The following is a 23,371-nucleotide window of genomic DNA, read 5'->3' on the forward strand; positions in this document are numbered from 1 at the left end:
CAAGACTTAGATTATATACATAAAAATGGGGCCTCTAAAGATTCTGCAGCTTGTTCGAGCATGCAAATGCGGTGATACGGAGGGGTGGTGAAGGAGCGATGTAGGAATCACCCCATGCGCCGCCAGCACTCGCTGAGTGGGGCTCTTCAGGGCTCCGGCCGGCGCCACAGCCAGGCCGCCACGCAGACCATGCAGGTGATCGCAATACCTGCCACCCAGGGGCGGGAGCCCGTGGCGAACAGCACGATGCCGCTGAGTGCCATGAGCAGCGTGGCGCTCCACTTGGCCCGCCGACTGACCTTGCCGCCCTGGGCCCAGTTGCGCAGCAGGGGGCCGAACAAGCGGTGGTTCCACAGCCAGCGATAGAGCCGTGGCGAGCTGCGTGCAGCGGCCCATGCTGCCATCAAGATGAACACCGTGGTCGGCAGCCCGGGAACGATCACACCAATGATGCCCATGACCAGGCACAGCACGGCAAACACGAGCAGCAGCCAGCGCACGGGCCAGGGCAGGGTGCGCAGTTGCGGTGTGGTGTCCTCGGGGGACTCGGGTGGGGGCTGGGACATGCCCTGTATTGTGAATGCGCTGGTCGCTCCGCGACGGGCGCGCACGCGCTATGCTGCCGCAGCTGCGCGTGTGCCGCTTCCTCCCCTTGAACTGAATGCACCTTCGATGACCATCCATACCATCCTGAAGATGGGCGATCCCCGCCTGCTGCGCATTGCCCAGCCCGTCACTGAGTTCGATACCGATGCGCTCCACCTTCTGGTGCGCGACATGTTCGACACCATGCAGTCTGTCAATGGTGCGGGGCTTGCCGCACCGCAGATCGGCGTGGATCTGCAGCTCGTGATTTTTGGCTCTGGCGAGCGCAATCCGCGCTACCCGGACCGGCCGGTGGTCCCTCGCACCGTCTTGCTCAACCCGGTTATCACGCCGCTTGGTGATGAGGAGGATGAGGATTGGGAAGGTTGCCTGTCCGTCCCAGGTTTGCGTGGCAAGGTGCCTCGGTGGTCGCGCATTCGCTATACCGGGTTTGATCCGTATGGAGACCCGATCGACCGCACGGTGGAGGGCTTTCATGCCCGGGTGGTGCAGCACGAATGTGACCACCTCATTGGCAAGCTCTACCCCATGCGGGTGCGCGACTTCACGCAGTTCGGCTTTACCGAAGTGCTCTTCCCGGACATCAGCGCCACCGAAGACGACTGATCAATCTCCATCACCTGTGCACCAGCACCGGGATCTTGCTGTGGGTCAGGACTTTCAGCGTCTCGCTGCCCAGCAGGAGGCCCTGAAGCCCCCGGCGGCCATGCGATGCCATCAGGATCAGGTCACACCCCTGGGCGTGTGCGGCGTCAATGATGGCTTCGTACGGGTGGTCGCTGATGCTGGTCACGGTGTCGCAGGGCACGCCGTACTGTGCCGCTGTCTCCCGGATGTAATCCAGCACCACTTCGGCGCGGGCGCGGGCCTGGTCCTCCTGGCTTTTGCGCGTGTGTTCCAGCATCTCTGCGTGGTAGGCCAGCGAATGGAACTCGGGCAACGCGTAGAAACCGGTGACTTTGGCATGGGCCTCGCGGGCAAAACGCATGCCACGCAGGATGGCTGCTTCCGACAGGGCTGTGCCGTCGGAGGGCATCAGGATGTGCTTGTACATGCTGGCTCCTTGGGGCTGCGCAGGCAGCCTCGAAGGGCGCTGGGTGCCCACCTGGGCTGCGGTGGCGCAACGCGGCAGGGCGGACACCGTGGGCGCCTTGAACGCGCCACATTCACGGTTCTCTTATAGGCCGATGACACGCGCAAAGCAAGCGCGTACCCGAGTTCGCGGTGGCGGGGAAATATGGCTGTAGATGCCTCTATCGCCTATTCATCATCGATTTTTGCTATTAAAAATATAGCAATATTGCGCAAAAAATGCATCGCGGGTGTGCAGGCCAGCCGCTGGACTGATTGTCCGCGCCGGTCAGTCGGACAACTCGCGCAGGAGCTCGGTTTCGATCTGGATCTGGCGGGCGTTGTTCTGCAGCTCGGGGCCCTGGATCAAGAACGTGTCTTCCACCCGCTCCCCCAGGGTACTGACCTTGGCCAGCTGCACGCTCAGGTGATGCTGCGCCAGGATGCGGGCCACCAGGTAGAGCAGGCCCGCCCGGTCGCTGGCCGAGATGGCCAGCAGCCAGCGCTGCGCTTTCTCGTCGGGACGCAGCGTGACGCGGGGTGCCACCGGAAAACTCTTGACCCGCCGCGAGACCCGCTTGCGTGCGGGTTCTGGCAACGGACCACCGGCCTCGATCACACGGACCAGATCGCTTTCGACCATGTGCGTCAGCTCCCGGTAGTGCCCGGGCTGGGAGGACGCCACCACCTGGAAAGTGTCGAGCGCGTAGCCGTTGTTCGCGGTGTGCACGCGCGCGTCCAGGATGGAGAAGCCCGCACGGTCGAAATAGCCGCAGATGCGTGCGAACAGGTCGGCCTGGTCGGCCGCATACACCATGACCTGCAAGCCGTCGCCCGCGAGCGACTGGCGCGCACGCACCACAGGTTTTGCCGTGCCGACATGGCGCGAAAGGTGGCGCGTGTGCCAGGCGATGTCGGCCGCTTCATGGCGCATGAAGTAGCTCACGTCCAGCGTGGCCCACAGCGCCTTGTGCGCCTCGAAGGGCAGGGCGCTCAGGGCCAGCAGCACCAGCGCCTCGCGCTTGCGCGCCTCGATCTCGGCGGCAGCGTCGGGCGCGCGGCCGCCCAGGGTGCGTAAGGTGGCACGGTACAGGTCTTCGAGCAGCTTGCCCTTCCAGGCGTTCCAGACCTTGGGGCTGGTGCCGCGGATGTCGGCCACCGTGAGCAGGTACAACGCGGTGAGGTAACGCTCGTTGCCCACGCGCTGTGCAAAGGCGGCAATCACATCGGGGTCGCTCAGGTCTTCCTTCTGGGCGATGCGGCTCATCGAGAGGTGTTCGCTGACCAGGAACTCAATGAGCTTGGCGTCCTCGCGGTCCACGCCGTGCTGGCGGCAGAAGTGCCGCACCTCCACGGCGCCGATCTGCGAGTGGTCGCCTCCACGGCCTTTGCCGATGTCATGAAAGAGTGCTGCGATGTACAGAATCCACGGCTTGTCCCACCCGGCGGCCAGCTGTGAGCAGAAGGGGTATTCGTGCGCATGCTCGGCCATGAAGAACCGCCGCACGTTGCGCAGCACCATCAGGATGTGCTGGTCCACCGTGTAGACGTGGAACAGGTCGTGTTGCATCTGCCCCACGATGCCGCGAAACGCCCACAGATAGCGCCCCAGCACCGAGGTCTGGTTCATCAACCGCATGGCATGCGTGATGCCCGACGGTTGCTGGAGGATGCGCATGAAGGCCGCACGGTTGGCCGGGTCGCGGCGAAACGCCCCGTCCATCACGCCACGCGCGTTGTACAGCGCGCGCAGGGTGCGGGCCGACAGGTCCTTGAGGCCCACCGTGGTCTGGTAGAGCAAAAAGGTTTCGAGGATGGCGTGTGGGTCACGCGTGTAGAGGTCGTCGCTGGCCACCTCGATGAGCCCGGCCTTTTCGAAAAACCGCTCGTTGATGGGGCGTGGCTCGTGCGTGGAGGGGTTCAGCCGCTCCTCGATGTTGAGCAACAGGATCTGGCTGAGCTGCGACACAGCCTTGGCCGCCCAGTAGTAGCGCCGCATCAGGCTCTCGCTCGCCCGCATGGGCAGGCGTGATCCGTCGGGCGCCTGCGAGCGGTAGCCGAACGACTCGGCCACGGCGGTCTGCAGGTCGAACACCAGACGATCCTCGTGCCGCCCAGCGGCTGCATGCAGGCGCGCGCGGACGAGGCACAGCACCGCCTCGTTGCGTTCGATCTGGCGCACTTCGAAGGCCGTGGCCATGCCGCTGGCGGCCAGTTCCTTCCAGTTGCGGCCCAGGCCCGCGGCCTGGGACACCCACAGGATCATCTGCAGGTCGCGCAGCCCGCCGGGCGACTCCTTGCAGTTGGGCTCCAGCGAGTAGGGTGTGTTCTCGTACTTGTTGTGGCGCTGGCGCATCTCCAGCGTCTTGGCCACCAGGAAGGCCTGTGGGTCCATCTGCGCGCGGTACTGCCGCTGGAACTCCTCGAACAACGTTGCATTGCCGCACACCAGGCGCGATTCGAGCAGGGAAGTCTGCACGGTGACATCGCCTGCACTTTCGGCCAGGCATTCGGCCACCGTGCGCACGCTGGAGCCAATCTCCAGCCCCGCATCCCAGCAACTGCCGATGAAGCCTTCGAGCTGGGTGCGCAGTGCGCTGCCCGCGTCGGGCGCTGCACCGTCGGGCATCAGCAGCAGCACATCGACATCCGAATAGGGAAAGAGCTGGTCGCGCCCGAACCCCCCCACCGCCACCAGCGCCATGTCGGCTGGCAGCTCGGCGCGCTGCCACAGGGTTTGCAGCAGGTGGCCGGCCAGTGTGGAGAGCTTGCGCAGCAATACACGGATGCCGCGCGTGGAGGCTCCCGTGGCCTTCATGGCAGCCAGCAGGGCGGCTTTGTCGTTGCGGTAGGCGTCCCGCAGGGCATGCACTTCAGGCAGGGCACGGATTTTGGTCATGGTCGTTGAGGGTCGCGCTGAAAAAGGGCCATGCAAAAAACCATGCAAGAGTTGTACGCGCCGGCTGGCGATGGGCCATCCGGCGCGCGGGTCAGGTCTTGGTCGCGGTCACAAACGCCGGCAGCGGGGGGGAGCCTGCCGACAGCGTCATCACTTCATAGCCCGTCTCGGTGACCAGCACCGTGTGCTCCCACTGGGCCGACAGGCTGTGGTCCTTGGTCACGATGGACCAGCCATCGTTGCTGAATTCCTTGACCTCGCGGCGGCCGGCGTTGATCATGGGCTCAATGGTGAAGACCATGCCGGGCACCAGCTCTTCGAGTGTGCCGGGGCGGCCGTAGTGCAGCACCTGGGGTTCTTCGTGGAATTTCTTGCCAATGCCGTGGCCGCAAAACTCGCGCACGATGGAAAAGCCCTGGCCTTCGGCAAACTTCTGGATCGCGTGGCCGATGTCGCCCAGGTGGGCACCTGGCTTGACCTGCACGATGCCATGCCACATGGCATCGAACGTGATGGCCGACAGCCGCTTGGCGGCGATCGAGCATTCTCCAATCAGGTACATGCGGCTGTTGTCGCCATACCAGCCGTCCTTGGTGATGACCGTCACATCCACGTTGACGATGTCGCCCTTCTTGAGCGGCTTGTCGTTGGGGATGCCGTGGCACACCACATGGTTGACCGAGGTGCACAGCGAGGCCGGATAGGGTGGATAACCCGGCGGTTGGTAGCCCACGGTGGCCGAGATGGTGCCCTGCTGGGCCATGCATTCGGCGCCCAAGCGGTCGATTTCCTTGGTGGTGATACCGGGCTTGATGTGGGGGGCGATGTAGTCCAGCACTTCGGAGGCCAGGCGGCACGCAATGCGCATGCCGGCGATGTCCTCTGCGCTTTTGATGGTGATGCTCATGCCTTGATTATCCCATTGGCCCCCGCGCCGTGCAGGCGGCACGGCCTGGGCCGGTAAAATGGCGGGCTCCGGTCCTGGCTGCAAGCTGCTGGGCCGGGTCTCTGTCTACCCCTCACACCCCCAACAGGCCGCTACCGTGACCTTGCACATGACCACGCTGGCGGGCGGCAACGCCCTCAGCACCTTCCGCGCCCAGCAACTTCAACCTGCCCTGGAGGCGATTCACCCCAAGATCAGTGGCATTGCGGCACGTTTTGTGCACTTGGTGGTGACCGACGCAGCCCCCACGGCGGCGGAACAAGAACGCCTGGCCGCGCTGCTGACCTATGGCGACCCGTACGCAGGCCCCGAGGACGGCGCCGTCCTCATCGTCACGCCCCGCCTGGGCACGCTGTCGCCCTGGGCCTCCAAGGCCACCGACATTGCGCGCAACTGTGGCATCGCCATCCGCCGCGTGGAGCGCATCACCGAATACCGCGTCAGCCTCAAATCGGGCCTGCTGGGCAAGACGCCCGAGCTGACCGCCGAGCAACTGGGCCAGGTCGCCGCCTTGCTGCACGACCGCATGACCGAATCGGTGGTGGCTGACCGCAGCGCTGCTGCCGCCCTGTTCACCGAACTGCAGCCCGCGCCCATGGAGCATGTGGACGTGCTGGCCGGTGGCCGCGCTGCCCTGGAGGCCGCCAACACCCGCTTTGGCCTGGCCCTGGCCGATGACGAAATCGACTACCTCGTGACCGCCTTCACGGGCCTCAAGCGCAACCCCACCGATGTGGAACTGATGATGTTCGCGCAGGCCAACAGCGAACATTGCCGCCACAAAATCTTCAACGCCGAGTTCACCATCGACGGCGTGGCGCAGGACAAGAGCCTGTTCGGCATGATCCGCAACACCCACCAGCTGGCGCCCCAGCACACGGTGATCGCGTATTCGGACAACGCCTCGGTCATGGAGGGCCATCAGGTCGAGCGTTTTGTGGCAAAAATGGCCTCTGGCGCTTATCCATCAAGCGCCAATAGCTATCAAAAAAGTAGCGTTACCCAGCATGTGCTGATGAAGGTGGAAACGCACAACCACCCCACGGCCATCTCGCCCTTCCCAGGTGCATCCACCGGTGCAGGCGGCGAGATCCGCGACGAAGGCGCCACCGGCCGGGGCTCCAAGCCCAAGGCGGGCCTCACGGGCTTCACCGTCTCCAAGCTTTGGGGCTCCACCGTGGGCAAGCCCGAGCACATTGCCAGCCCGCTGCAGATCATGGTCGAGGGCCCCCTGGGTGGCGCGGCGTTCAACAACGAATTTGGCCGCCCCAACCTGAATGGCTACTTCCGCGAATACGAGCAGGAAGTTGCTGGTGTGCAGCGCGGCTACCACAAGCCCATCATGATCGCGGGCGGCGTGGGCGTCATCGATGCCGAGCTGACGAAGAAAATCGAGTTTCCTGCGGGCTCGTTGCTGATCCAGTTGGGCGGCCCGGGCATGCGCATCGGCATGGGCGGTAGCGCGGCCAGTTCCATGGCCACGGGCACCAACGCGGCCGAGCTGGACTTTGACTCGGTGCAGCGTGGCAACCCCGAGATCGAGCGCCGTGCGCAAGAGGTCATCAACCATTGCTGGGCGCAGGGTACCGACAACCCCATCCTGGCCATCCACGACGTGGGCGCGGGCGGCCTCTCGAACGCCTTCCCAGAGCTGACCAACGATGCAGGCCGTGGCGCACGCTTCGATCTGCGTGCCGTGCAGCTCGAAGAATCGGGCATGGCGCCCAAGGAGATCTGGAGCAACGAGTCGCAAGAGCGTTACGTGCTGGCCATCGCGCCCGAGTCGTTGCCCCTGTTTCAGGCCTTCTGCGAGCGCGAACGCTGCTCGTTTGCCGTGATCGGCACGGCCACGGAAGAGCGCCAGCTGGTGCTGCACGACCCGGCCGCGACGGCCGACGACCAGAAGCTGCCCGTGGACATGCCGATGAACGTGCTGCTGGGCAAGCCGCCCAAGATGCACCGGGACGTGAAGACCGTGGTGCGCGAATTCGCACCGATGGACTTGACCGGCGTGCCGCTGCAAAAAGCCGTGATCGACGTGCTGGCCCACCCCACGGTGGCGTCCAAGCGCTTCCTCATCACCATCGGCGACCGTACCGTGGGCGGCCTGAGCCACCGCGACCAGATGGTCGGCCCCTGGCAAGTGCCCGTGGCCGATTGCGCCGTGACTTTGGCCGATTACAAAGGCTTTGCCGGTGAGGCGATGAGCATGGGCGAGCGCACCCCGCTGGCCGCCATCAACGCCCCCGCATCGGGGCGCATGGCCGTCGCCGAGGCGCTGACCAACTTGTTGGCCGCCCCGATTGAACTGCCCCGCGTGAAGCTCAGCGCCAACTGGATGGCCGCCTGTGGCGAGCCCGGCGAAGACGCCGCGCTGTACGAAACCGTGAAGGCCGTGGGCATGGAGCTGTGCCCGGCCCTTGGCATCAGCATCCCCGTGGGCAAGGACAGCCTGTCCATGCGCACGCAGTGGAACGAAGGTTCGGGCAAGAAAAAGGTCACATCACCCGTCAGCCTGATCGTGAGCGCGTTTGCCTCGCTGTCCGACGTGCGTGGCACCCTCACCCCCCAGCTCAACGCCACCGAGGCCGACACCACGCTGGTGTTGATCGACCTGGGCAAGGGCCAGAACCGCATGGGTGGCAGCATCCTGGGCCAGACGCTGGAGCAAAGCGGCGACGTGGTGCCCGATGTGGACGACCCGAAAGATCTGGTCAATCTCGTCAACGCCGTGAACGCGCTGCGCGCCAAGGGCCAGATCCTGGCTTACCACGACCGCAGCGATGGCGGCCTGTTGGCTGCAGCGGCAGAAATGGCGTTTGCAGGCCACGTGGGCGTGGCGCTCAACGTGGACATGCTGGTGACCGAGGGCGACGGCATCAGCGACAGCCGCATGGAAACCGGCGACGCCAAGAACTGGGCGCAGCAGGTCAGCGCGCGCCGTGAAGAACTGACGCTCAAGGCACTGTTCAACGAAGAGCTGGGCGTGGTGCTGCAGGTGCGTACGGCCGAGCGCAACGATGTGATGCAGACTCTGCGCGAGCACGGCCTGTCCAAGTTCAGCCACTTTGTGGGCAAGACGCGCCCTGCGTCGTCCGAGATCGATGCTGGCAAGGGCGAGCTGCAGGTCTGGCGCGATGCCAAGTCCGTGTTCAGCGCCCCGTTGGCCGATCTGCACCAGGTGTGGGATGCGGTGAGCTGGAAGATCTGCCAGCAGCGCGACAACCCCGCCAATGCCGATGCCGAGCACGCCGCAGCGGGCGAGCCCACCGACCCCGGCCTGCATGTGCACCTCACGTTCGATGCCACCGACAACGTGGCAGCGCCGTACTTGAATCTGTCCCGTCCCAAGGTTGCCATCCTGCGCGAGCAGGGCGTGAACTCGCACATTGAGATGGCCTACACGTTCACGGAAGCAGGCTTTGAGGCCTACGACGTGCACATGACCGACCTGCAGACTGGCCGCGTGAAGCTTGAAGACTTCAAGGGCGTGGTCGCCTGTGGTGGCTTCAGCTATGGCGACACGCTGGGTGCGGGCATTGGCTGGGCGCGTTCCATCACCTTCAACCCGGTGTTGGCCGCTCAGTTCCAGGGCTTCTTCGGCCGTTCCGACACCTTCGGCCTGGGCGTGTGCAACGGCTGCCAGATGTTTGCCGAGCTGGCTGACATCATCCCCGGCGCGCAAGACTGGCCACGTTTCACCACCAACCAGAGCGAGCGCTTTGAGGCCCGCCTGTCGCTGGTGGAAGTGCTCGAATCACCCAGCCTGTTCCTGCAAGGCATGGCCGGCAGCCGCCTGCCGATTGCCGTGGCGCATGGCGAGGGTTATGCCAACTTCAAGTACCGGGGCAATGCTGAGAAGGCGATTGCCGCCATGCGCTATGTGGACAACCACGGCCGCGCCACCGAGCAGTACCCGTTCAACCCCAACGGCAGCACGGGTGGCCTCACGGCCGTGACCACGGCCGACGGCCGCTTCACCGCCATGATGCCGCACCCCGAGCGCGTGTTCCGCAATGTGCAGATGAGCTGGACCAGCGAAGACGCATCGCAGTACAGCGCCTGGATGCGCATCTGGCGCAATGCGCGCAAGTGGGTGGGGTGATGTGGCCTGAGGCATCCTGCGGCGCAGGTTGCCCACTGCCAGCCTATCTGCGATGAATGCTTCTTTCAGGTGGATGAAATGCCCACCTGAAGGAACACGCGGCCCCCATCAATGCGCACCGGGTAGCACGTCAGCGGGGCCGTGACCGGAGCACAGGTGGGCTGGCCATCGCGGACATCAAACTTCCCCTGGTGCAGGGGGCACTCGATTTCATGGCCGTCCAGAAAGCCATCGCAAAGACGCGCATGCCCGTGCGTGCAGATGTTGTCGGTCGCAAAAACACTTCCGGCAACCTTGTACAGGGCAATGCTGCGCTCACCCACCTGCAATCCGATGACATCGTCTTCGGGTACTTCGGCCTCGCTGGCAGCGTCAATCCAGGATGATTCGTTCATGGCGGTTCAGATGGGATAGATGATGGAGTTCGGGATCATTTCGCTGTCGTACACGCAAATGCGCGTTGCAAACTTGAGCCCTGCAGGGGTGCGTTCGATCACGTCGAGATACCGCCCCACGTTGAACACTGTCGATTCGCGCGAGAGCTTGGTGCGAAACACTGCGTAGTTCGCCTCTGCCTCGAAGCGGTTTTCACTGGCTATGAGGATCACAGGCGCGCCCACCACATGGCGTTGGTAGTAGGGGTCATGGAACAGGGTTTCCCGGATGCCGTACACACGGTCCTTGAGCATCCCCTTGCTTTCAAACAGGAGCGTTGCCAATGGAAATCCGCGCTCGTGGTTCTCGCGGGGCACCAGCTTGTAGGTGCAGTCGTCCGTGAAAAACTCGGGCCACAAATCCCAGTCGCCAGAGTCCACAGCCAGTGCGTACTCTGCATACAGGCGCGATATGGCCAGGTAGTCATCAAAGTGAATGTGGGGGGCGGCGCTCATGGTCAGGCCTCCATCACTTCACGCCAGTACGCATACATTCCGCGGATCAGCGTTTCGGTCACCATGTGGTCGGTGTTTTCCACGGTCTTCCCCCCCAACTCCGCCAAGGTGCGGTGGTAGGGCTTGCTTTCAAAGCCCTGCTGGGAAAACTCGATCACCTCTCCGTCGTCTGCGGAGACGAACCCGGCAGGGCCGAACAGGTTGGCCTGTCGCAGGCGGCGCTGCGTCATCTCTTCGGTGTCATCCTCAAAGCCGAAGTGCGTCCACACGAAGTCGAAGGTGCCGTGGCCATCCGGCTGGATGTGCCGGGTGGAGACGCTGTTGACCTGCTGCTGAAGGATGACGCTGGGAAACACCGTCATCATCACTGCGGTGGGGCCACCCCACCAGGGCTCTGGCACGATGTCGAGGAATCGGGGATCGTGCAGCTGCATGCTTTCCTTGAAGCTGGACACCTGGGTGACCTGGTCGGCTTTTCCTGCCTGACCCCGCGTCGAGATCATGGCCGCATGCCGATGGCGTGCGTCCATCTTCAGCTCACTCTTGTTGTCCGCCCGCCAGAGGCCAAAGGTCACAAACCAGGTGTGAAGCAGGCCTGGGTGGTAGGGGTCCTTGATGTTCTCCTGCATGAGTTTCCAGTTCCCTGGAATGCGCTGACGGTTGTAGCCCAGAATTCTCAGCTGCCGGCCGTTGAAGAGCCGGTCAAAGTACGAAAGAATCTCTGCTCCCAGGAAGTCTTCGAGGGACTCGATGTCATGGTCGAAGCTGGCAAACACGACGCCACCGCGGGTCGCCACTTTCAGCTTGTTCAGGCCGTGGTCCGCTGTCTGGAAATCAGCGGGCATGCCGCCGTTGACCTTTCCGTCCTGCTTGACGCCACGACGAAACGGCACCCCCTGAAGATCCCCCTGCAGCGTATAGCTCCACTGGTGGTACGGGCACACAAAATCTTTCTTGTTGCCATGGCGCTCGCGGCAAAACTGCATTCCACGATGGGCGCATACGTTCTCGACGACGTGGACGCCATCCGCGTCGCGCACCATGAGGACCGAACGTTCACCCACCACCGTGCGCTTGAAGTCACCAACCTTCGGAACCTCGGCTTCCAAACCGACGTAGTTCCAATGCCGCTGGTAGAAGAAGCGTTCAAGCTCCTTCTTATGCAGGTCGTCGTCGGTGTAGGCCATGAAGGGAATTCGGCTGCTTCCCTCGGTTTCCCATCGCATCTGGGCGGGGAAGACTTCATTTGTCGGTGTGCTCATCGCTATCTCCTTCGCTGCTTTTTCTCAGGCTTCGACAGTGACGGTGATGGCCGACAGGCCATCGATTTCCCCATGCATCACATCTCCCCGCACCACGGCGTTCACGCCCTCGGGAGTGCCCGTCATGATCAAGTCCCCGGGCTCCAGGGCTTCGTACTGGGACAGATAGGCGATGCACTCCTCGACAGACCAGATCAAGAGACCGACATCCGAGGACTGCCGTGCCGCACCATTGACGCTGACGCGGATGGCACCGTGAGAGACTGGTTCGTGGGATGTGGCTGGAGTGATCGCGCCGATCGGTGCAGACTGAGAAAACGACTTGCCAAATTCCCATGGACGCCCTTTGTCACGGGCTTCCAGTTGGAGGTCGCGGCGCGTCATGTCCAGACCCACGGCGTACCCAAAGACGTGTTCGTATGCCCGGTCTTGTGCAATGTCACGCCCGCCCTTGCCGATCGCCACGACGAGTTCAATCTCATGGTGAAAGTTAGTCGTCTTGGGTGGATAGGGGATGGTTGTGGGCGTCGAGGCATCGACCGCGGCATTGGCAGGCTTCATGAAGAAGAAAGGGGGATCGCGGTCAGGGTCCTTGCCCATCTCACGGGCATGCGCTGCGTAGTTGCGGCCCACGCAGAAAATCCGGTGGACCGGAAATCGCTCAGGCTGCCCTTGAATGGACAACGAAGGAACAGCGGCGGGAGCTATGGCGAAGGACATGGGTGGGTCTTTCAAGGCAAAGTGGGAAATGGCAGGACTTCAGGATCGCTGCTCGCGCCACAGGCCAAGTGCCTGTTGCACGGGACGATCGGAGTAGCTGAACAGCACCGCCTCAGTGAGTGCGCAGAACTGCTGGGAATGCCACGAGGGGACCACCAGCACGTCGTTTTCCTCCAGGCGAAAGGTCTGTCCTTCGATGTGGGCTTCTGCCGAACCGGAGAGGCAGACGTACACCGTTCCATCCGTGCAGCGATACGGCTGGGTCTCGAAGCCTGCGGGAATCAGTTGCGCGAAAGCGGCCATCGTTGGCATGGGCGAACGTCCTGTAGCCGGGTTCACGTAGCGCTGCTTGTGGCCGAAATGAGGGTCTGGACTGCCAGCCTTCAGGGCATGCAGCGTGGACAGGGTGCGCTCCCAGGGGTATACAAAGACCTTGGTCGGGTCGGATGGTTGCTGCTGGAAGTCCACCGGGAGCATGTTGGAGCCATACCGGGCCAATGCGTCCCCTTCCGGGCGGGTGACCGTCTGGTATTCGCTATCGCTTTTTTCAGCAAAACCTGCGTCCAGAAAGCGCACGATCGGGATGTCCAGCCCATCGAGCCAAACCACGGGTTCAGTGCCCAGGTTGCCATGGTCATGCCATGTCCAGGCGGGCGTGATGATGAAGTCACCACGCCGCATCGTTGTGCGTTCTCCATCCACAGCGGTGTAGGCGCCAGCACCGTCCAACACCAGGCGCAGGGCGGACTGGGTGTGGCGATGGGCCGGTGCAACCTCGCCAGGCAGGATGAGTTGAAGACCTGCATACAGTGCCTGCGTGATGCTGGACTGGCCTCGCAATGCGGGGTTCTCCAGAATCAGAACGCGGCGTTCCGCCTCTGCTGCGCTGATCAACGAACCAGCCTCCAGCACCTTGGCGCGGACCTGGGCATAGGACCAGGCGTGCGCCACCGCAGGAGATCGGGGCTGTTGCGGCACCAGTGCTCCCAGCACTTCCCACAAAGGGGTCATGCTTTCTTCGGCGATGCGGTCGTAATAGCTTTTGCGCTGCTGGCTTGTTGCAACATCGGCAGACAGGGTGGTGTTCATGGGTTGCTCCTGAAATCAGTGCGAGGAACCTGGTTTACGTGCCGCTGGCATAGAAAGCATCCGCGTAGACCTGTCCGGGCAAAACACCCATTTGCCGCACCAGCAGGGACGTGGCTTCGACCATGGGCGGTGCGCCGCAGAGGTACGCGCGAAAGCCCGCCAGGCTGGGCCAGTCCTTGGCGATGGCGTCGGTCACCAGGCCTGTGCGGCAACCCTGTGCCTGGCCAGACGCGACCACAATCTGCACCTTGAGGTTCGGGTGTTGACGTTGCAGCGCTTCCAGCCATTCACGGCCATAGATGTCGCGCTCAGATCGGACCCCGAAGTACAGATGGATGGGATTGCCCATGCCTGCGGCAACGGCACCGCGAACAACGGACAGGATCGGCGCCAGCCCCGTGCCGCCCGCTACACACAACATCGGCCCGGTGTGTTTGCGCCGAAGGTACGCAGAGCCCAGTGGGCCGCTCACTCGAACCGAGTCCCCCACGCGAAGTTCGTTCGCGACATAGGCGGTGACACGGCCTTGCGGAATCAGCCTCAGATGGAACTCCAGCGTTTCGTCGCTGGTCGTGCCGGCCATGGAATAGGGTCGCGCGTGGGTCGGTGTGAATTGCAATTGCGCATACTGGCCCGGCGAAAAATCCAAGGCCTTCGCTGGCTTGAGAATCAGTCGCTTGATGTCATGGGTGGTGTCTTCAATGGCCACAACGGTGGCCTTGATGATCCGCGCCGCATGCACGACCACTTCATCAGGCTCAGCAATCTCCACGGTGCAGGCCTCCGTCAAGAAGGTCTGGCACGCCAGGACGTACGAATCTTGCGCGGCCAGAGGTTGCTGCACCTCGCGCCCCGACTCCAGCACGTTCCCCGTGACGATCTTGCAACGGCAAGTTCCGCACCTTCCCGCCATGCAGCTGTACGAAACCGGCACGTCGTTTTCGCGCAAGGCGTCCAGCAGATTGGCGCCGGCTGCGACATTGAAAGTGCGCTCTAGTGGGCGTACGTGGATTTCCATCGTGCGTTGTCTCTGATGTTCTTTTCGGCATCGTTTCCTGCAGCAGGAATCGCAGGGTCCGATGATCAGACTCGCGAGAAAATCAGTCAACGCGATGGTGTGAATGTTTAATATCATTCAAATCAATATTCAAGGAAACCCCGATGGAGCTCAAAGACATTGACCTGAATCTGTTGGTGGTCTTCAATCAGCTCCTCACCGAACGCAAGGTCTCCAAGGTGGCGGAGAACCTGGGTCTTGGGCAGCCAGCCGTGAGCAATGCCCTTTCGCGGCTGCGCAAGCTGTTTGACGACGAGCTGTTCACCCGCACCGCGAGCGGGATGCAGCCCACCCCGTTTGCGGACCAGCTGGCGGAATCGGTGGGGTATGCACTTGGCATGATTCACGGGGCTGTGAACGCCAGAAATTCATTTGATCCAGGCACCAGCAAACGCAGTTTCACTGTGGGGATGACGGATATCGGGGAGATCTACTTTCTGCCGCAACTGATGCAGCGAATTCAGGAGGTCGCGCCGTTCGTGGCCATCAGCACCGTGCGCAATGCCGCCACCAACCTGAAGGACGCCATGGAGGCAGGCCATGTGGATCTGGCGATGGGCCTGCTGCCGCAGTTGAAGGCGGGGTTTTTTCAACGCCGGCTTTTCGAGCAGAATTACGTCTGCATGTTTCGCAAAGGCCACCGGCTGGATCAGAAAAAAATCCGGTTGCAGGACTTCTTCAGCGCGGACCATGTGGCCATCGTGTCTGCGGGCACGGGCCATGGGCAGGTGGACGAGATACTGGACAACCATTCACCCCAGAGGCAGGTGAAACTCAAAGTACCCCACTTTGTCGCGGTGGGGCATATCTTGCAGTCCACCGATCTCATCGCCACCGTACCGGAAAGGCTGGCCGAGCGCATGGCCGAACCTTTCCAGCTCCAGTACCTTCCTCACCCGGTCAAGCTGCCAAAAATAGCCATCAACATGTTCTGGCACGCGAAATTTCACAAGGACCCTGCGAACCAATGGCTGCGCGCGCTGGTCTTTGATCTCCACGCGGATGCTTCAAGCCTCAGGGCCTAGATGCCGCCGTGGGGCAGCGGTGCCCTGCAATAAAATACCGCTTGAATCTTGATGGCGGGAGCTCTTCCCTGTGTCTCCATCGCTCAGGCCAGCACGGGTCTTTCGTACACCAGCAGACGCCCCTTGTAGGCCGGCACGCTGCCGAGCGCAGGGTGATCCAGGCGCTCTTCCACCACCTCAAAACGGTGCGCCGCCATCTGCTTGTGAAAGGTGGAGCGGTTGCCCCGGTTCGGGTCCACGATCCAGATCTGTGCGCCTTGGCTGGCGTGGCGGTCCAGAAAACTGGCCAGCGAGGCGCGGGCGTCGCGTTCATACAGCACATCGCTGCCCATGATGAGGTCGAACTCGCCGTGCACGGCACCGGCAGGTGCCGAGGTGTCTGCTCCCCAGTGGCCGGTGCGGTACTTGAGGGGCGGCAGACTGTTGAGCCGGGTGTTTTCCTGCAGGAACTGCTGCGCCAACGGATGGCAGTCGCTGGCAGTGACATTGATGCCGCGCCGGTGGCACACCAGACTGGCCAGGCCCAGTCCACAGCCAATCTCCAGTACACGCTCGCCAGTCTGCAAAGGGCGGCTGGCCATGCGTTGCGCCAACTGTGCGCCTGAAGGCCAGAGCAGGCCGAACAGGGGCCATGCGGCGGACGAAATGCCAAGGGCCTCGGCGGTGCCCAGCGGGTCGGAGAACTGTTGCTTGTCGAGCAGTGATCGAATGATCAGGTCGGCGGCGCCGACGATGGAAATGTCTTCTTGCTTGGTGAGATAGCCGGGCATGGCTCGGGCGTGAAGCCCGGATATGAGCACATGCTCGAGGACCCCAGAGGTGGTGGGTGAGGGCGCGAGTATGCGCTTCTCCCTTGGAAGGGCCATGCAGGCGGTCGTTGGCAAAGGAAACCGGCGGCCCGCCGGGGGGTGAATACGAAGGAATGGCCGCCCACGCCGAGGGGACTTTGGTGGGTGATGCAGCAGTCTTGCGCGTTGCTATAGTGCAGCGCACACAGGCGGCATGCCCGCCGCTTTTCACAGACCCATTTCAAGGACTCCCCATGGCCGCTGGCAGCCTGCTTGCCCTGTTGGACGATATCGCCACCATCCTCGACGATGTGGCCCTCATGACCAAGGTGGCGGCCAAGAAGAGCGCCGCCATGGCCGATGACGTATCGGTCATGACCAAGGTCGCAGCCCAGAAGACAGCGGGTGTGCTGGGGGACGACCTGGCGCTCAATGCCCAGCAAGTCACCGGTGTGCGCGCTGAGCGCGAAATACCCGTGGTGTGGGCCGTGGCCAAAGGGTCGTTCATCAACAAGGTCATCCTCGTGCCGACGGCGCTTTTGATCAGTGCCTTTGCGCCTTGGGCCGTGACGCCCTTGTTGATGGTGGGCGGCGCCTTCCTGTGTTTTGAGGGTTTTGAAAAGGTGGCGCACAAACTGCTTCATGCGCAGCATGAGGATGACGCCGAGCACGAAAGCCACGCCAAGGCCAATGCCAACCCGGCGGTGGATCTGGTGGCCTTCGAGAAAGACAAGATCAAGGGCGCTGTGCGCACCGACTTCATCCTGTCGGCGGAAATCATCGCGATCACCCTCGGCACCGTGGCGGCGGCACCTTTCACGCAACAAGTGGCCGTGCTGTCGGGCATTGCGGTGATCATGACCATTGGTGTGTATGGTCTGGTGGCGGGCATCGTCAAGCTTGACGACCTGGGCCTGTGGCTGAACGGCAAGGCCAGCAGCGCGGCCCGGGCCGTGGGTGCAGGCATCCTGCGCGCTGCGCCCTGGCTCATGAAGGGCCTGTCCATCGCGGGCACGGCGGCGATGTTCCTGGTGGGTGGTGGCATCCTGGTGCACGGGGTTCCGATGCTGCACCACGCGGTGGACGCCTCCGGTGCGGTGGCCGCGCAATGGCCCGTGGGCGGGCTGTGGGCGGTGCTGGTGCCCAATTTGCTCAACGCCGTGGTGGGGATTGTTGCCGGTGGGCTGGTGCTGGTCGGCGTGAAGCTGGTGCAGCGCCTGCGCGGCAAGTCCACTGCGTGAGAGTGGGTATGTCTTGATGTAGATCTAAGGGTTAGTACGGAGGCCTTGAGATAGGGCAAGGCCGGTGGGTGGGTGCAGCGGTTCAATAGATGCACGGGGGTCGTCCCCGTCCAACCGATGCGAAATCACCATGAAAAAAAACCTGCTGGCTGTCGCCGTTCTTTGTGCCCTGTCTTCTGGCGCCGCCTTGGCGCAACAGGCTGAAGGCCCCTGGATGGTCCGTGCACGCGTGGTGCACCTGGACAGCGCCAACAAGGACAGCACGCCCCTGGGCCTGTCGATCAACGACAAGACGATTCCCGAAGTGGACGTCACCTACTTCTTCAACAAGAACGTTGCGGCCGAGCTGATCCTGACCGTGCCCCAGAAGCACACACTCAGCGCTGGCGGCGCTGCCATCGGCACGCTCAAGCACCTGCCACCCACGCTGTTGGTGCAGTACCACTTTGATGCCGCTGGCTTCAAGCCCTATGTGGGCGCAGGCCTGAACTACACGCGGTTTTCCAGTGTGAACCTGCCCGCAGGCGTGGACATTGACCGCAACAGCTTCGGCCCCGCGCTGCAAGTGGGTGTGGACATCCCCCTTGCCAAGAATCTGTACCTCAACTTCGATGTGAAGAAGGTTTTCATCAAGACCGACGTGAGCGCCGGCGGTGCCAAGCTGGGCACCTTCAAGGTGGACCCCGTTCTGGTGGGGGTGGGTCTGGGCTGGCGGTTTTGATTACCCCTCTGAGCTGTCTTTGGCCCCTCAGCCCCTGAAGGGGCGTCGCCGGTGGCCCGGCGAAGCCCGTTGCGCGGTGGCGCTGGCTGGGGTTGCGCCAGTTTCATAGTGCTGCGATGGCAAGACGTCGTGGGCTGACTACGTCCGCTTGTAAATGGCCAGTGAGCCCGCCAAGGCCAGCAGAGCGCCGCCGCAGCAGCGGTCCAGCCACAGCACCGCGCGACGGCGCAGCAGCTTGACGGCGCGCGCGCCGATCAGCGCGTAGGCCAGCATCACGGCGAAGTCGAGGGTGGCGAAAACGGCTGCAATGGCGGCGTACTGCGGCCATTGCGGTGTACTGGAGTCGATGAATTGCGGCAGCAGTGCCGAACAGAAAAGATAGCCCTTGGGGTTGGTGACCGCCACCAGGAACGAACGCGCGAAGATACTGCGCGGCGTGGCCAATGGGCCGGAGGCTGCTCCGCCCGCGGCCGCAATGTCCAGCCCGCCTTGCGAGCGCAGCAGTCGCAATCCCAGCCAGGCTAGGTAGGCCGCGCCCAGCCACTTCACCACCGAAAACCAGAACTCCGACGCTGCCAGCAGCGCCCCCAGGCCCAGCGCCACTGCACCGACCAGCACAAGGTCCGACGCCACGGCGCCCAGCATGCCCGGCAGCGAGCGGCGCATGCCGTAGCGCGAACCATTGGCCAGCGCCAGCAGCACCGTGGGCCCTGGCGTGGCGATAGCCACCAGGGCCACCAGCGCGAAGACAAGCAGTGTGGCGATGGTCATGCCAGCATCCCGCAGCCCTGGGGCTTGAGCACGCGTTCGGTGGAGGCCGGGTACTGGGACAGCTTGGAGGCTGGCCTGCGGGGGCGCTGCACCAGGTCGCCTCCGCAGTTGGGGCAGACGTGGCCCAGCCGCGTGCCGGTGCAGTCACTGCAAAAGGTGCATTCGAAGGTGCAGATGCGTGCGTCGGTGGAGTTGGGCGGCAGGTCCCTGTTGCAGCATTCGCAGTTGGGTCGCATCTGGAGCATAGGGTGTCCTTTGGGAAAGAAGTGGGGGCCGGTTGCGGCAAGCGTATGGCAGGCGGTGCGGCGGGGCAAGGGACAGATGCCGCGATTCCAGGCAGTACACCCGCGCTGCGTATCTGTCCTGCTGGGGCTGGCGAGGGGTTGGGTGGTTGCACTCTGCGCGGGGCCGTCTTTCGGGCCGCAGCAGCAGGGGGAGCTTCGCAGCGTCAGGCCTGCACCACGAGCGCGAACTGGGCACGCACGCCATCGGGCGACGGCGCAAAGGGCACGGTGAGCGCTGCGCGCTCGGCATCGCCCAGGCGGCTCCAGAGGTAGTCGCGTGTGTTGCCGGGATCTCCTGCCACGTACATCTGCGTGGTCAGCAGCTCGCGCCCCGGCAGCCGCACCTTGAAGTGGATGTGCGGCGTGCGCCCGGTGTATGGCGCTGGCCGGATGGTGCGAAAGCGGTAGCGCCCGTCGCGCCCCAGCACCACACGGCCGAAGCCCTGGAACGCCGGGGCCGCCTTGCCGCCGTCGCCCGGGTGGTGGTAGTGGCCGTCGGCATCGCACTGCCAGATCTCGACCGTGCCGCCTGACAGCGGCACGCCCTGTGTGTCTGTGACCCGGCCTTCCACCCAGACAGCCTCGCCCTGGGTGTAGCGCAGCATGCCGTTGCGCAGCAGGTCGCCGTCGCTGTCCGCCGGGATGTCCACGGGGTAGTAGGGCCCTTCGGTCTGGCGCGGCGTGGGCATGGCGCGGGCCTGGGCTGCTGCGGGCTGCACCAGCGCCGGCGCGGCCACCAGGGCAGCACCCCGCAGACCCTGCTGCAGCCACTGGCGGCGTGTGGCGGCGGTGGGGGCGGGGTGCAGTGGCGAAAGACTCGGGGTGGCAATGTCGGGCATGGTGGGCTCCTGCCTGGGGCGGCTGCGGGTGGTGATCCGCTCCGTGCGGGTCGCACGGCGGTAGGAGCCACCCGACGCGCAAAAAGTGCCGCAGTGTCGTGCCGGGCGGCGAGGGCGGCCTTTGCGCCGCAGGCAACGGGGAAATGACCTACACGCAGCATCGTCCCGCCGTCGCAGAATGTCCCGATGGTCGTGGGGTTATATTGCCTTTCACGGTCCAGCCTGCGGGCGGGATGGTCGTCTCGGAGCCTGTGGGCTCCACGGCGGTTCCGCTCTTTCACCAGCAGTGGCAAGCCATGCCGCGCGAGACGCTTCAAGATCCATGCCTTTGCCCAGCCCCACCGATGACATCACGCGCGGCCTGAACCAGCGCCCCGCCAGCATCTCCCCCAAATACTTCTACGACCAGCACGGCTCACAGCTGTTCGAAGAGATCACCCGCCTGCCCGAGTACTACCCCACCCGCACCGAAACCGCGCTCATGCAGCAGCACGCAGACGGCATCGCCCGGGCTGTGGGCCCGGGCCGTACGCTGATCGAGTTGGGTGCGGGCAACTGCCAGAAGGCGCGCACGCTGTGCCGCCTGGTGCAGCCCGCCTGCTTCGTGGGGGTCGATATTTCGGCCGACTTTCTACAGGCCGCGGTGCAGGGCTTGCGCGATGACTTCCCCGGGTTGGACGCGCGCGCCGTGGGCGGCGACATGACCCGGGGCGTGGTGCTGCCCGCAGACATTCCGCGCAAGGGGCGGCTGGTGTTCTACCCGGGTTCTTCCATCGGCAACTTCGACCCGCCGCACGCCCTGGAGCTGCTGGCCCACATGCGCGAGCTGATCGACGACGACGGGGGCCTCCTGATCGGCATCGACCTGCCCAAGGACGTGCAGGTGCTGGAAGCCGCGTACGACGACGCGGCAGGCGTCACGGCCGCGTTCAACCGCAACGTGCTCACGCATGTGAACCGGTTGATCGGCAGCGACTTCGACGTGCAGCAGTGGCAGCACCGCGCGTTCTTCAACCAGGACGAGTCACGCATCGAGATGCACCTGGAGGCCCTGGCCGACGCCGAAGTGCGCTGGCCTGGTGGCGCCCGCCGGTTTGACCAGGGCGAGCGCATCCACACCGAAAACAGCTACAAATACCCCCTGCCCGTGTTCACCGACATGCTGGCGCGCGCTGGGTTCTCGCAGGCCCAGGCGTGGACGGATGACCGCAGCTGGTTTGCCGTGCTGCATGCGCGCCCCTGAGAATGGATTGACTATGACCAACATGGATGTGTACCCCCCGCTGACCGCGCTGCTCTCGCGCTATGCCGCTGTGCGGGACCACAGCGTGGCACTGGTTTCGCCCCTGTCGGCCGAAGACTGCGGCGCGCAGTCCATGCCCGACGCCAGCCCCGCCAAGTGGCACCTGGCGCACACCACCTGGTTCTTCGAAACCTTCGTGCTGGAGCCGAACGAGCCGGGCTTTGCACCGTTCAATCCCGCGTTTCGCGTGCTGTTCAACTCCTACTACAACGGCGTGGGTGCCAAACACCCGCGGCCGCAGCGGGGGCTGCTGACCCGGCCGCCGCTGGATGAAGTACGCGCCTACCGCGCCAATGTGGACCAACGCATGGCGCGCCTGTTGCCCACCGTGTTGAACGACGCTGCGCTGTGCGCGCTCATCGAGCTGGGGCTGCAGCACGAGCAGCAGCACCAGGAGCTGCTGGTGACGGACGTCAAGCACCTGCTGTCGTGCAATTCCACGCATCCTGCGTATAGGGCGGCCGACGATGGTGCGGCCACCAGTGCGGCGGGCGACCTGGCCCTGGTGCCGGCCACCGAACCCTTCGGGTGGTTGACGCTGGACGGCGGGCTGGTGGACATGGGCCACCGGGGCGATGGTTTTGCCTTCGACAACGAAAGCCCACGCCACCGCACCTACCTTGCGCCGTATGCGCTGGCCTCGCGGCTGGTGACCAACGCGGAATGGCTGGCCTTTGTGGAGGGCGGCGGCTACGACAACCCCGCCCACTGGCTGGCCGAAGGCTGGGACTGGCGCGTGGCCCAGGGGCTTGACCAGCCCCTGTACTGGCACCTGCTCGACAGCGGCGTCTGGCATGCGTTCACCCTGGCTGGCCTGCAGCCGCTGCGTGGCGATCTGCCCGTGGTGCACCTGTCGTACTACGAGGCCGATGCCTATGCCCGCTGGGTGGGCGCACGCCTGCCTACCGAGGCCGAGTGGGAGCATGCTGCGCAAGCCGTAGCGGCTGACGGGCACGATGATGAAGGCCACGATGGCCAAGCGCTGGAACAACTGTTCGGCAGCGCCTGGCAGTGGACCCAGTCGAGCTACGCGGCCTACCCGGGCTTTCGCACCGCCGACGGCGCGGTGGGTGAATACAACGGCAAGTTCATGGTCAACCAGTACGTGCTGCGCGGCAGCTCGTGCGCCACGCCTGCGGGGCATGCACGCAGCACCTACCGCAACTTCTTTCCGGCCACGGCCCGCTGGCAATACACGGGTGTGCGGCTGGCGCGTGACGCTTGAGTGGCTTTATCGCGTTATTTGGCGCGCTCAGGGCTCCATGCGGAAGGTGTGCTGCAGCACCAGGCGGGCAGGCTCCCCGTTGCGCAGCAGCGGCGCAAACTTCCAGCGGCGCACCGCATCGATCGCCGGTTTGTGCAGGGCATCTTCTCCCGTTCCCGACACTACGCGCGTGGTACCGACCAGCCCGCTGGGCATGATCTCGAACGACACCGTCACATCGCCACGCGCCTTGGGCGACGGGTCATTCAGCAGAAACGACGGGTAGCGCGGCAGCGGTGCCTCCAGCAGCGTCAAGGGCGTGTCCAGCGGAGGCGACACCTGCTGCCTCAGCAGTTGCACGTCCTCCTTCTGGCGGAAACTGGTGACGTGGGATTCGGTCACATCCGCTCCGCGGGGCGGGGTAAACAGTGAGGAACTGCAGCCGGCCAGAGTCAGCAGGCCGAGGGTGAGCGGTGCAAGAGTAGATAGGCGGAACATGGCGATGGGGGGTCAGGGAGCCCCGCGATCTGCGGGGCAATCCCGCCAGTAT

22 protein-coding genes are annotated in these 23,371 nt (G+C 64.1%); 7 read left to right on the forward strand and 15 right to left on the reverse strand.

The annotated features are described in order from the left end of the window. Positions 1-146: 146 nt before the first annotated feature. Positions 147-566: a YbaN family protein gene (locus ASE52_RS03110; RefSeq protein ID WP_057223717.1), complete on the reverse strand. Its 420-nt coding sequence runs from the start codon at positions 564-566 to the stop codon at positions 147-149. A 106-nt stretch (positions 567-672) separates the two neighbouring features. Here ASE52_RS03110 and def point away from each other — a divergent pair, with 106 nt between their 5' ends. Beyond that, on the forward strand, positions 673-1,212 hold the full coding sequence (gene def, locus ASE52_RS03115) for a peptide deformylase (RefSeq protein ID WP_057223719.1): 540 nt from the start codon (positions 673-675) through the stop codon (positions 1,210-1,212). Between the two features lie 10 nt (positions 1,213-1,222). Here the strand turns inward: def and ASE52_RS03120 are convergent, their stop codons facing one another. The 3 genes from ASE52_RS03120 to map all read right to left on the reverse strand — a co-directional run bounded on the left by ASE52_RS03120 (position 1,223) and on the right by map (position 5,483). Beyond that, positions 1,223-1,660 (reverse strand): universal stress protein, encoded by a 438-nt coding sequence (locus ASE52_RS03120; RefSeq protein WP_010461123.1) that lies wholly within the window; start codon positions 1,658-1,660, stop codon positions 1,223-1,225. A 306-nt stretch (positions 1,661-1,966) separates the two neighbouring features. Beyond that, complete coding sequence (locus tag ASE52_RS03125) at positions 1,967-4,576, reverse strand: [protein-PII] uridylyltransferase (protein ID WP_057223721.1); 2,610 nt, start codon at positions 4,574-4,576, stop codon at positions 1,967-1,969. A 91-nt stretch (positions 4,577-4,667) separates the two neighbouring features. Then, complete coding sequence (gene map, locus ASE52_RS03130) at positions 4,668-5,483, reverse strand: type I methionyl aminopeptidase (protein WP_057223723.1); 816 nt, start codon at positions 5,481-5,483, stop codon at positions 4,668-4,670. A 136-nt stretch (positions 5,484-5,619) separates the two neighbouring features. Here map and purL point away from each other — a divergent pair, with 136 nt between their 5' ends. After that, the gene (gene purL, locus ASE52_RS03135) at positions 5,620-9,627 is read left to right on the forward strand and encodes a phosphoribosylformylglycinamidine synthase (RefSeq protein WP_057223725.1); all 4,008 of its coding nucleotides are present in this window, start codon (positions 5,620-5,622) and stop codon (positions 9,625-9,627) included. A gap of 65 nt (positions 9,628-9,692) precedes the next feature. Here the strand turns inward: purL and ASE52_RS03140 are convergent, their stop codons facing one another. The 6 genes from ASE52_RS03140 to ASE52_RS03165 are packed head-to-tail and all read right to left on the reverse strand — an operon-like array spanning position 9,693 to position 14,606. Further along, complete coding sequence (locus ASE52_RS03140; RefSeq protein WP_010461129.1) at positions 9,693-10,022, reverse strand: non-heme iron oxygenase ferredoxin subunit; 330 nt, start codon at positions 10,020-10,022, stop codon at positions 9,693-9,695. Between the two features lie 6 nt (positions 10,023-10,028). Continuing rightward, positions 10,029-10,517: an aromatic-ring-hydroxylating dioxygenase subunit beta gene (locus ASE52_RS03145; RefSeq protein WP_198928055.1), complete on the reverse strand. Its 489-nt coding sequence runs from the start codon at positions 10,515-10,517 to the stop codon at positions 10,029-10,031. A 2-nt stretch (positions 10,518-10,519) separates the two neighbouring features. Beyond that, positions 10,520-11,779: an aromatic ring-hydroxylating dioxygenase subunit alpha gene (locus ASE52_RS03150; RefSeq protein WP_057223727.1), complete on the reverse strand. Its 1,260-nt coding sequence runs from the start codon at positions 11,777-11,779 to the stop codon at positions 10,520-10,522. A gap of 24 nt (positions 11,780-11,803) precedes the next feature. After that, complete coding sequence (locus tag ASE52_RS03155; protein ID WP_057223729.1) at positions 11,804-12,499, reverse strand: fumarylacetoacetate hydrolase family protein; 696 nt, start codon at positions 12,497-12,499, stop codon at positions 11,804-11,806. Between the two features lie 39 nt (positions 12,500-12,538). Beyond that, positions 12,539-13,588 (reverse strand): gentisate 1,2-dioxygenase, encoded by a 1,050-nt coding sequence (gene gtdA, locus ASE52_RS03160; protein ID WP_057223731.1) that lies wholly within the window; start codon positions 13,586-13,588, stop codon positions 12,539-12,541. Positions 13,589-13,622: 34 nt separating this feature from the next. Beyond that, on the reverse strand, positions 13,623-14,606 hold the full coding sequence (locus tag ASE52_RS03165; RefSeq protein WP_057223733.1) for a 2Fe-2S iron-sulfur cluster-binding protein: 984 nt from the start codon (positions 14,604-14,606) through the stop codon (positions 13,623-13,625). A 143-nt stretch (positions 14,607-14,749) separates the two neighbouring features. Between ASE52_RS03165 and ASE52_RS03170 the strand changes: the two genes are divergently transcribed. Then, a complete protein-coding gene (locus ASE52_RS03170; RefSeq protein ID WP_057223735.1) occupies positions 14,750-15,670 on the forward strand; it encodes a LysR family transcriptional regulator in 921 nt (306 codons plus the stop codon). A gap of 83 nt (positions 15,671-15,753) precedes the next feature. On the opposite strand, the gene ASE52_RS03175 is transcribed toward ASE52_RS03170, so the two are convergent. Then, positions 15,754-16,440: a methyltransferase domain-containing protein gene (locus ASE52_RS03175; protein WP_010461143.1), complete on the reverse strand. Its 687-nt coding sequence runs from the start codon at positions 16,438-16,440 to the stop codon at positions 15,754-15,756. Positions 16,441-16,712: 272 nt separating this feature from the next. Here ASE52_RS03175 and ASE52_RS03180 point away from each other — a divergent pair, with 272 nt between their 5' ends. Then, complete coding sequence (locus ASE52_RS03180) at positions 16,713-17,699, forward strand: DUF808 domain-containing protein (RefSeq protein ID WP_057223737.1); 987 nt, start codon at positions 16,713-16,715, stop codon at positions 17,697-17,699. 130 nt (positions 17,700-17,829) lie between these two features. Then, entirely contained in the window at positions 17,830-18,420 is a 591-nt protein-coding gene (locus ASE52_RS03185) for an OmpW family outer membrane protein (RefSeq protein ID WP_057223739.1), read from the forward strand. Between the two features lie 138 nt (positions 18,421-18,558). On the opposite strand, the gene ASE52_RS03190 is transcribed toward ASE52_RS03185, so the two are convergent. The 3 genes from ASE52_RS03190 to ASE52_RS03200 all read right to left on the reverse strand — a co-directional run bounded on the left by ASE52_RS03190 (position 18,559) and on the right by ASE52_RS03200 (position 20,314). Further along, positions 18,559-19,191 carry a LysE family translocator gene (locus tag ASE52_RS03190; RefSeq protein ID WP_057223741.1) on the reverse strand — a complete coding sequence of 211 codons (633 nt, stop codon included), beginning with the start codon at positions 19,189-19,191 and terminating at the stop codon, positions 18,559-18,561. Next, positions 19,188-19,436 (reverse strand): DUF1272 domain-containing protein, encoded by a 249-nt coding sequence (locus tag ASE52_RS03195; protein WP_057223743.1) that lies wholly within the window; start codon positions 19,434-19,436, stop codon positions 19,188-19,190. The genes ASE52_RS03190 and ASE52_RS03195 overlap by 4 nt, the downstream gene beginning before the upstream one ends. A 203-nt stretch (positions 19,437-19,639) precedes the next feature. Further along, the gene (locus ASE52_RS03200; RefSeq protein ID WP_241776905.1) at positions 19,640-20,314 is read right to left on the reverse strand and encodes a protocatechuate 3,4-dioxygenase; all 675 of its coding nucleotides are present in this window, start codon (positions 20,312-20,314) and stop codon (positions 19,640-19,642) included. Between the two features lie 322 nt (positions 20,315-20,636). On the opposite strand from ASE52_RS03200, the gene egtD reads away from it, so the two are divergent. Together egtD and egtB are read left to right on the forward strand one after the other, a co-directional pair. Then, a complete protein-coding gene (gene egtD, locus ASE52_RS03205; protein WP_057223745.1) occupies positions 20,637-21,557 on the forward strand; it encodes an L-histidine N(alpha)-methyltransferase in 921 nt (306 codons plus the stop codon). A 13-nt stretch (positions 21,558-21,570) separates the two neighbouring features. Further along, positions 21,571-22,842, forward strand: a complete 1,272-nt coding sequence (egtB, locus tag ASE52_RS03210) for an ergothioneine biosynthesis protein EgtB (protein ID WP_057223746.1) — start codon at positions 21,571-21,573, stop codon at positions 22,840-22,842. A gap of 27 nt (positions 22,843-22,869) precedes the next feature. Here egtB and ASE52_RS03215 read toward each other — a convergent pair whose 3' ends face one another. Continuing rightward, positions 22,870-23,223, reverse strand: a complete 354-nt coding sequence (locus ASE52_RS03215; RefSeq protein ID WP_057223749.1) for an energy transducer TonB — start codon at positions 23,221-23,223, stop codon at positions 22,870-22,872. Positions 23,224-23,371: the final 148 nt, after the last annotated feature.

This window comes from Acidovorax sp. Root275 (genome assembly GCF_001428965.1).
In the GTDB taxonomy this organism is placed as follows: Bacteria; Pseudomonadota; Gammaproteobacteria; order Burkholderiales; family Burkholderiaceae_C; genus Acidovorax; species Acidovorax radicis.

Coding starts and splice junctions, on each gene's coding strand:
- def (WP_057223719.1), top strand. CDS start 673: ATGACCATCCATACCATCCTGAAGATGGGCGATCCCCGCCTGCTGCGC.
- ASE52_RS03150 (WP_057223727.1), bottom strand. CDS start 11,779: ATGAGCACACCGACAAATGAAGTCTTCCCCGCCCAGATGCGATGGGAA.
- ASE52_RS03145 (WP_198928055.1), bottom strand. CDS start 10,517: ATGAGCGCCGCCCCCCACATTCACTTTGATGACTACCTGGCCATATCG.
- ASE52_RS03195 (WP_057223743.1), bottom strand. CDS start 19,436: ATGCTCCAGATGCGACCCAACTGCGAATGCTGCAACAGGGACCTGCCG.
- ASE52_RS03170 (WP_057223735.1), top strand. CDS start 14,750: ATGGAGCTCAAAGACATTGACCTGAATCTGTTGGTGGTCTTCAATCAG.
- ASE52_RS03175 (WP_010461143.1), bottom strand. CDS start 16,440: ATGCCCGGCTATCTCACCAAGCAAGAAGACATTTCCATCGTCGGCGCC.
- gtdA (WP_057223731.1), bottom strand. CDS start 13,588: ATGAACACCACCCTGTCTGCCGATGTTGCAACAAGCCAGCAGCGCAAA.
- ASE52_RS03165 (WP_057223733.1), bottom strand. CDS start 14,606: ATGGAAATCCACGTACGCCCACTAGAGCGCACTTTCAATGTCGCAGCC.
- ASE52_RS03125 (WP_057223721.1), bottom strand. CDS start 4,576: ATGACCAAAATCCGTGCCCTGCCTGAAGTGCATGCCCTGCGGGACGCC.
- ASE52_RS03185 (WP_057223739.1), top strand. CDS start 17,830: ATGAAAAAAAACCTGCTGGCTGTCGCCGTTCTTTGTGCCCTGTCTTCT.
- egtB (WP_057223746.1), top strand. CDS start 21,571: ATGACCAACATGGATGTGTACCCCCCGCTGACCGCGCTGCTCTCGCGC.
- ASE52_RS03155 (WP_057223729.1), bottom strand. CDS start 12,499: ATGTCCTTCGCCATAGCTCCCGCCGCTGTTCCTTCGTTGTCCATTCAA.
- egtD (WP_057223745.1), top strand. CDS start 20,637: ATGCCTTTGCCCAGCCCCACCGATGACATCACGCGCGGCCTGAACCAG.
- ASE52_RS03120 (WP_010461123.1), bottom strand. CDS start 1,660: ATGTACAAGCACATCCTGATGCCCTCCGACGGCACAGCCCTGTCGGAA.
- ASE52_RS03110 (WP_057223717.1), bottom strand. CDS start 566: ATGTCCCAGCCCCCACCCGAGTCCCCCGAGGACACCACACCGCAACTG.
- ASE52_RS03140 (WP_010461129.1), bottom strand. CDS start 10,022: ATGAACGAATCATCCTGGATTGACGCTGCCAGCGAGGCCGAAGTACCC.
- map (WP_057223723.1), bottom strand. CDS start 5,483: ATGAGCATCACCATCAAAAGCGCAGAGGACATCGCCGGCATGCGCATT.
- ASE52_RS03200 (WP_241776905.1), bottom strand. CDS start 20,314: ATGCCCGACATTGCCACCCCGAGTCTTTCGCCACTGCACCCCGCCCCC.
- ASE52_RS03190 (WP_057223741.1), bottom strand. CDS start 19,191: ATGACCATCGCCACACTGCTTGTCTTCGCGCTGGTGGCCCTGGTGGCT.
- ASE52_RS03180 (WP_057223737.1), top strand. CDS start 16,713: ATGGCCGCTGGCAGCCTGCTTGCCCTGTTGGACGATATCGCCACCATC.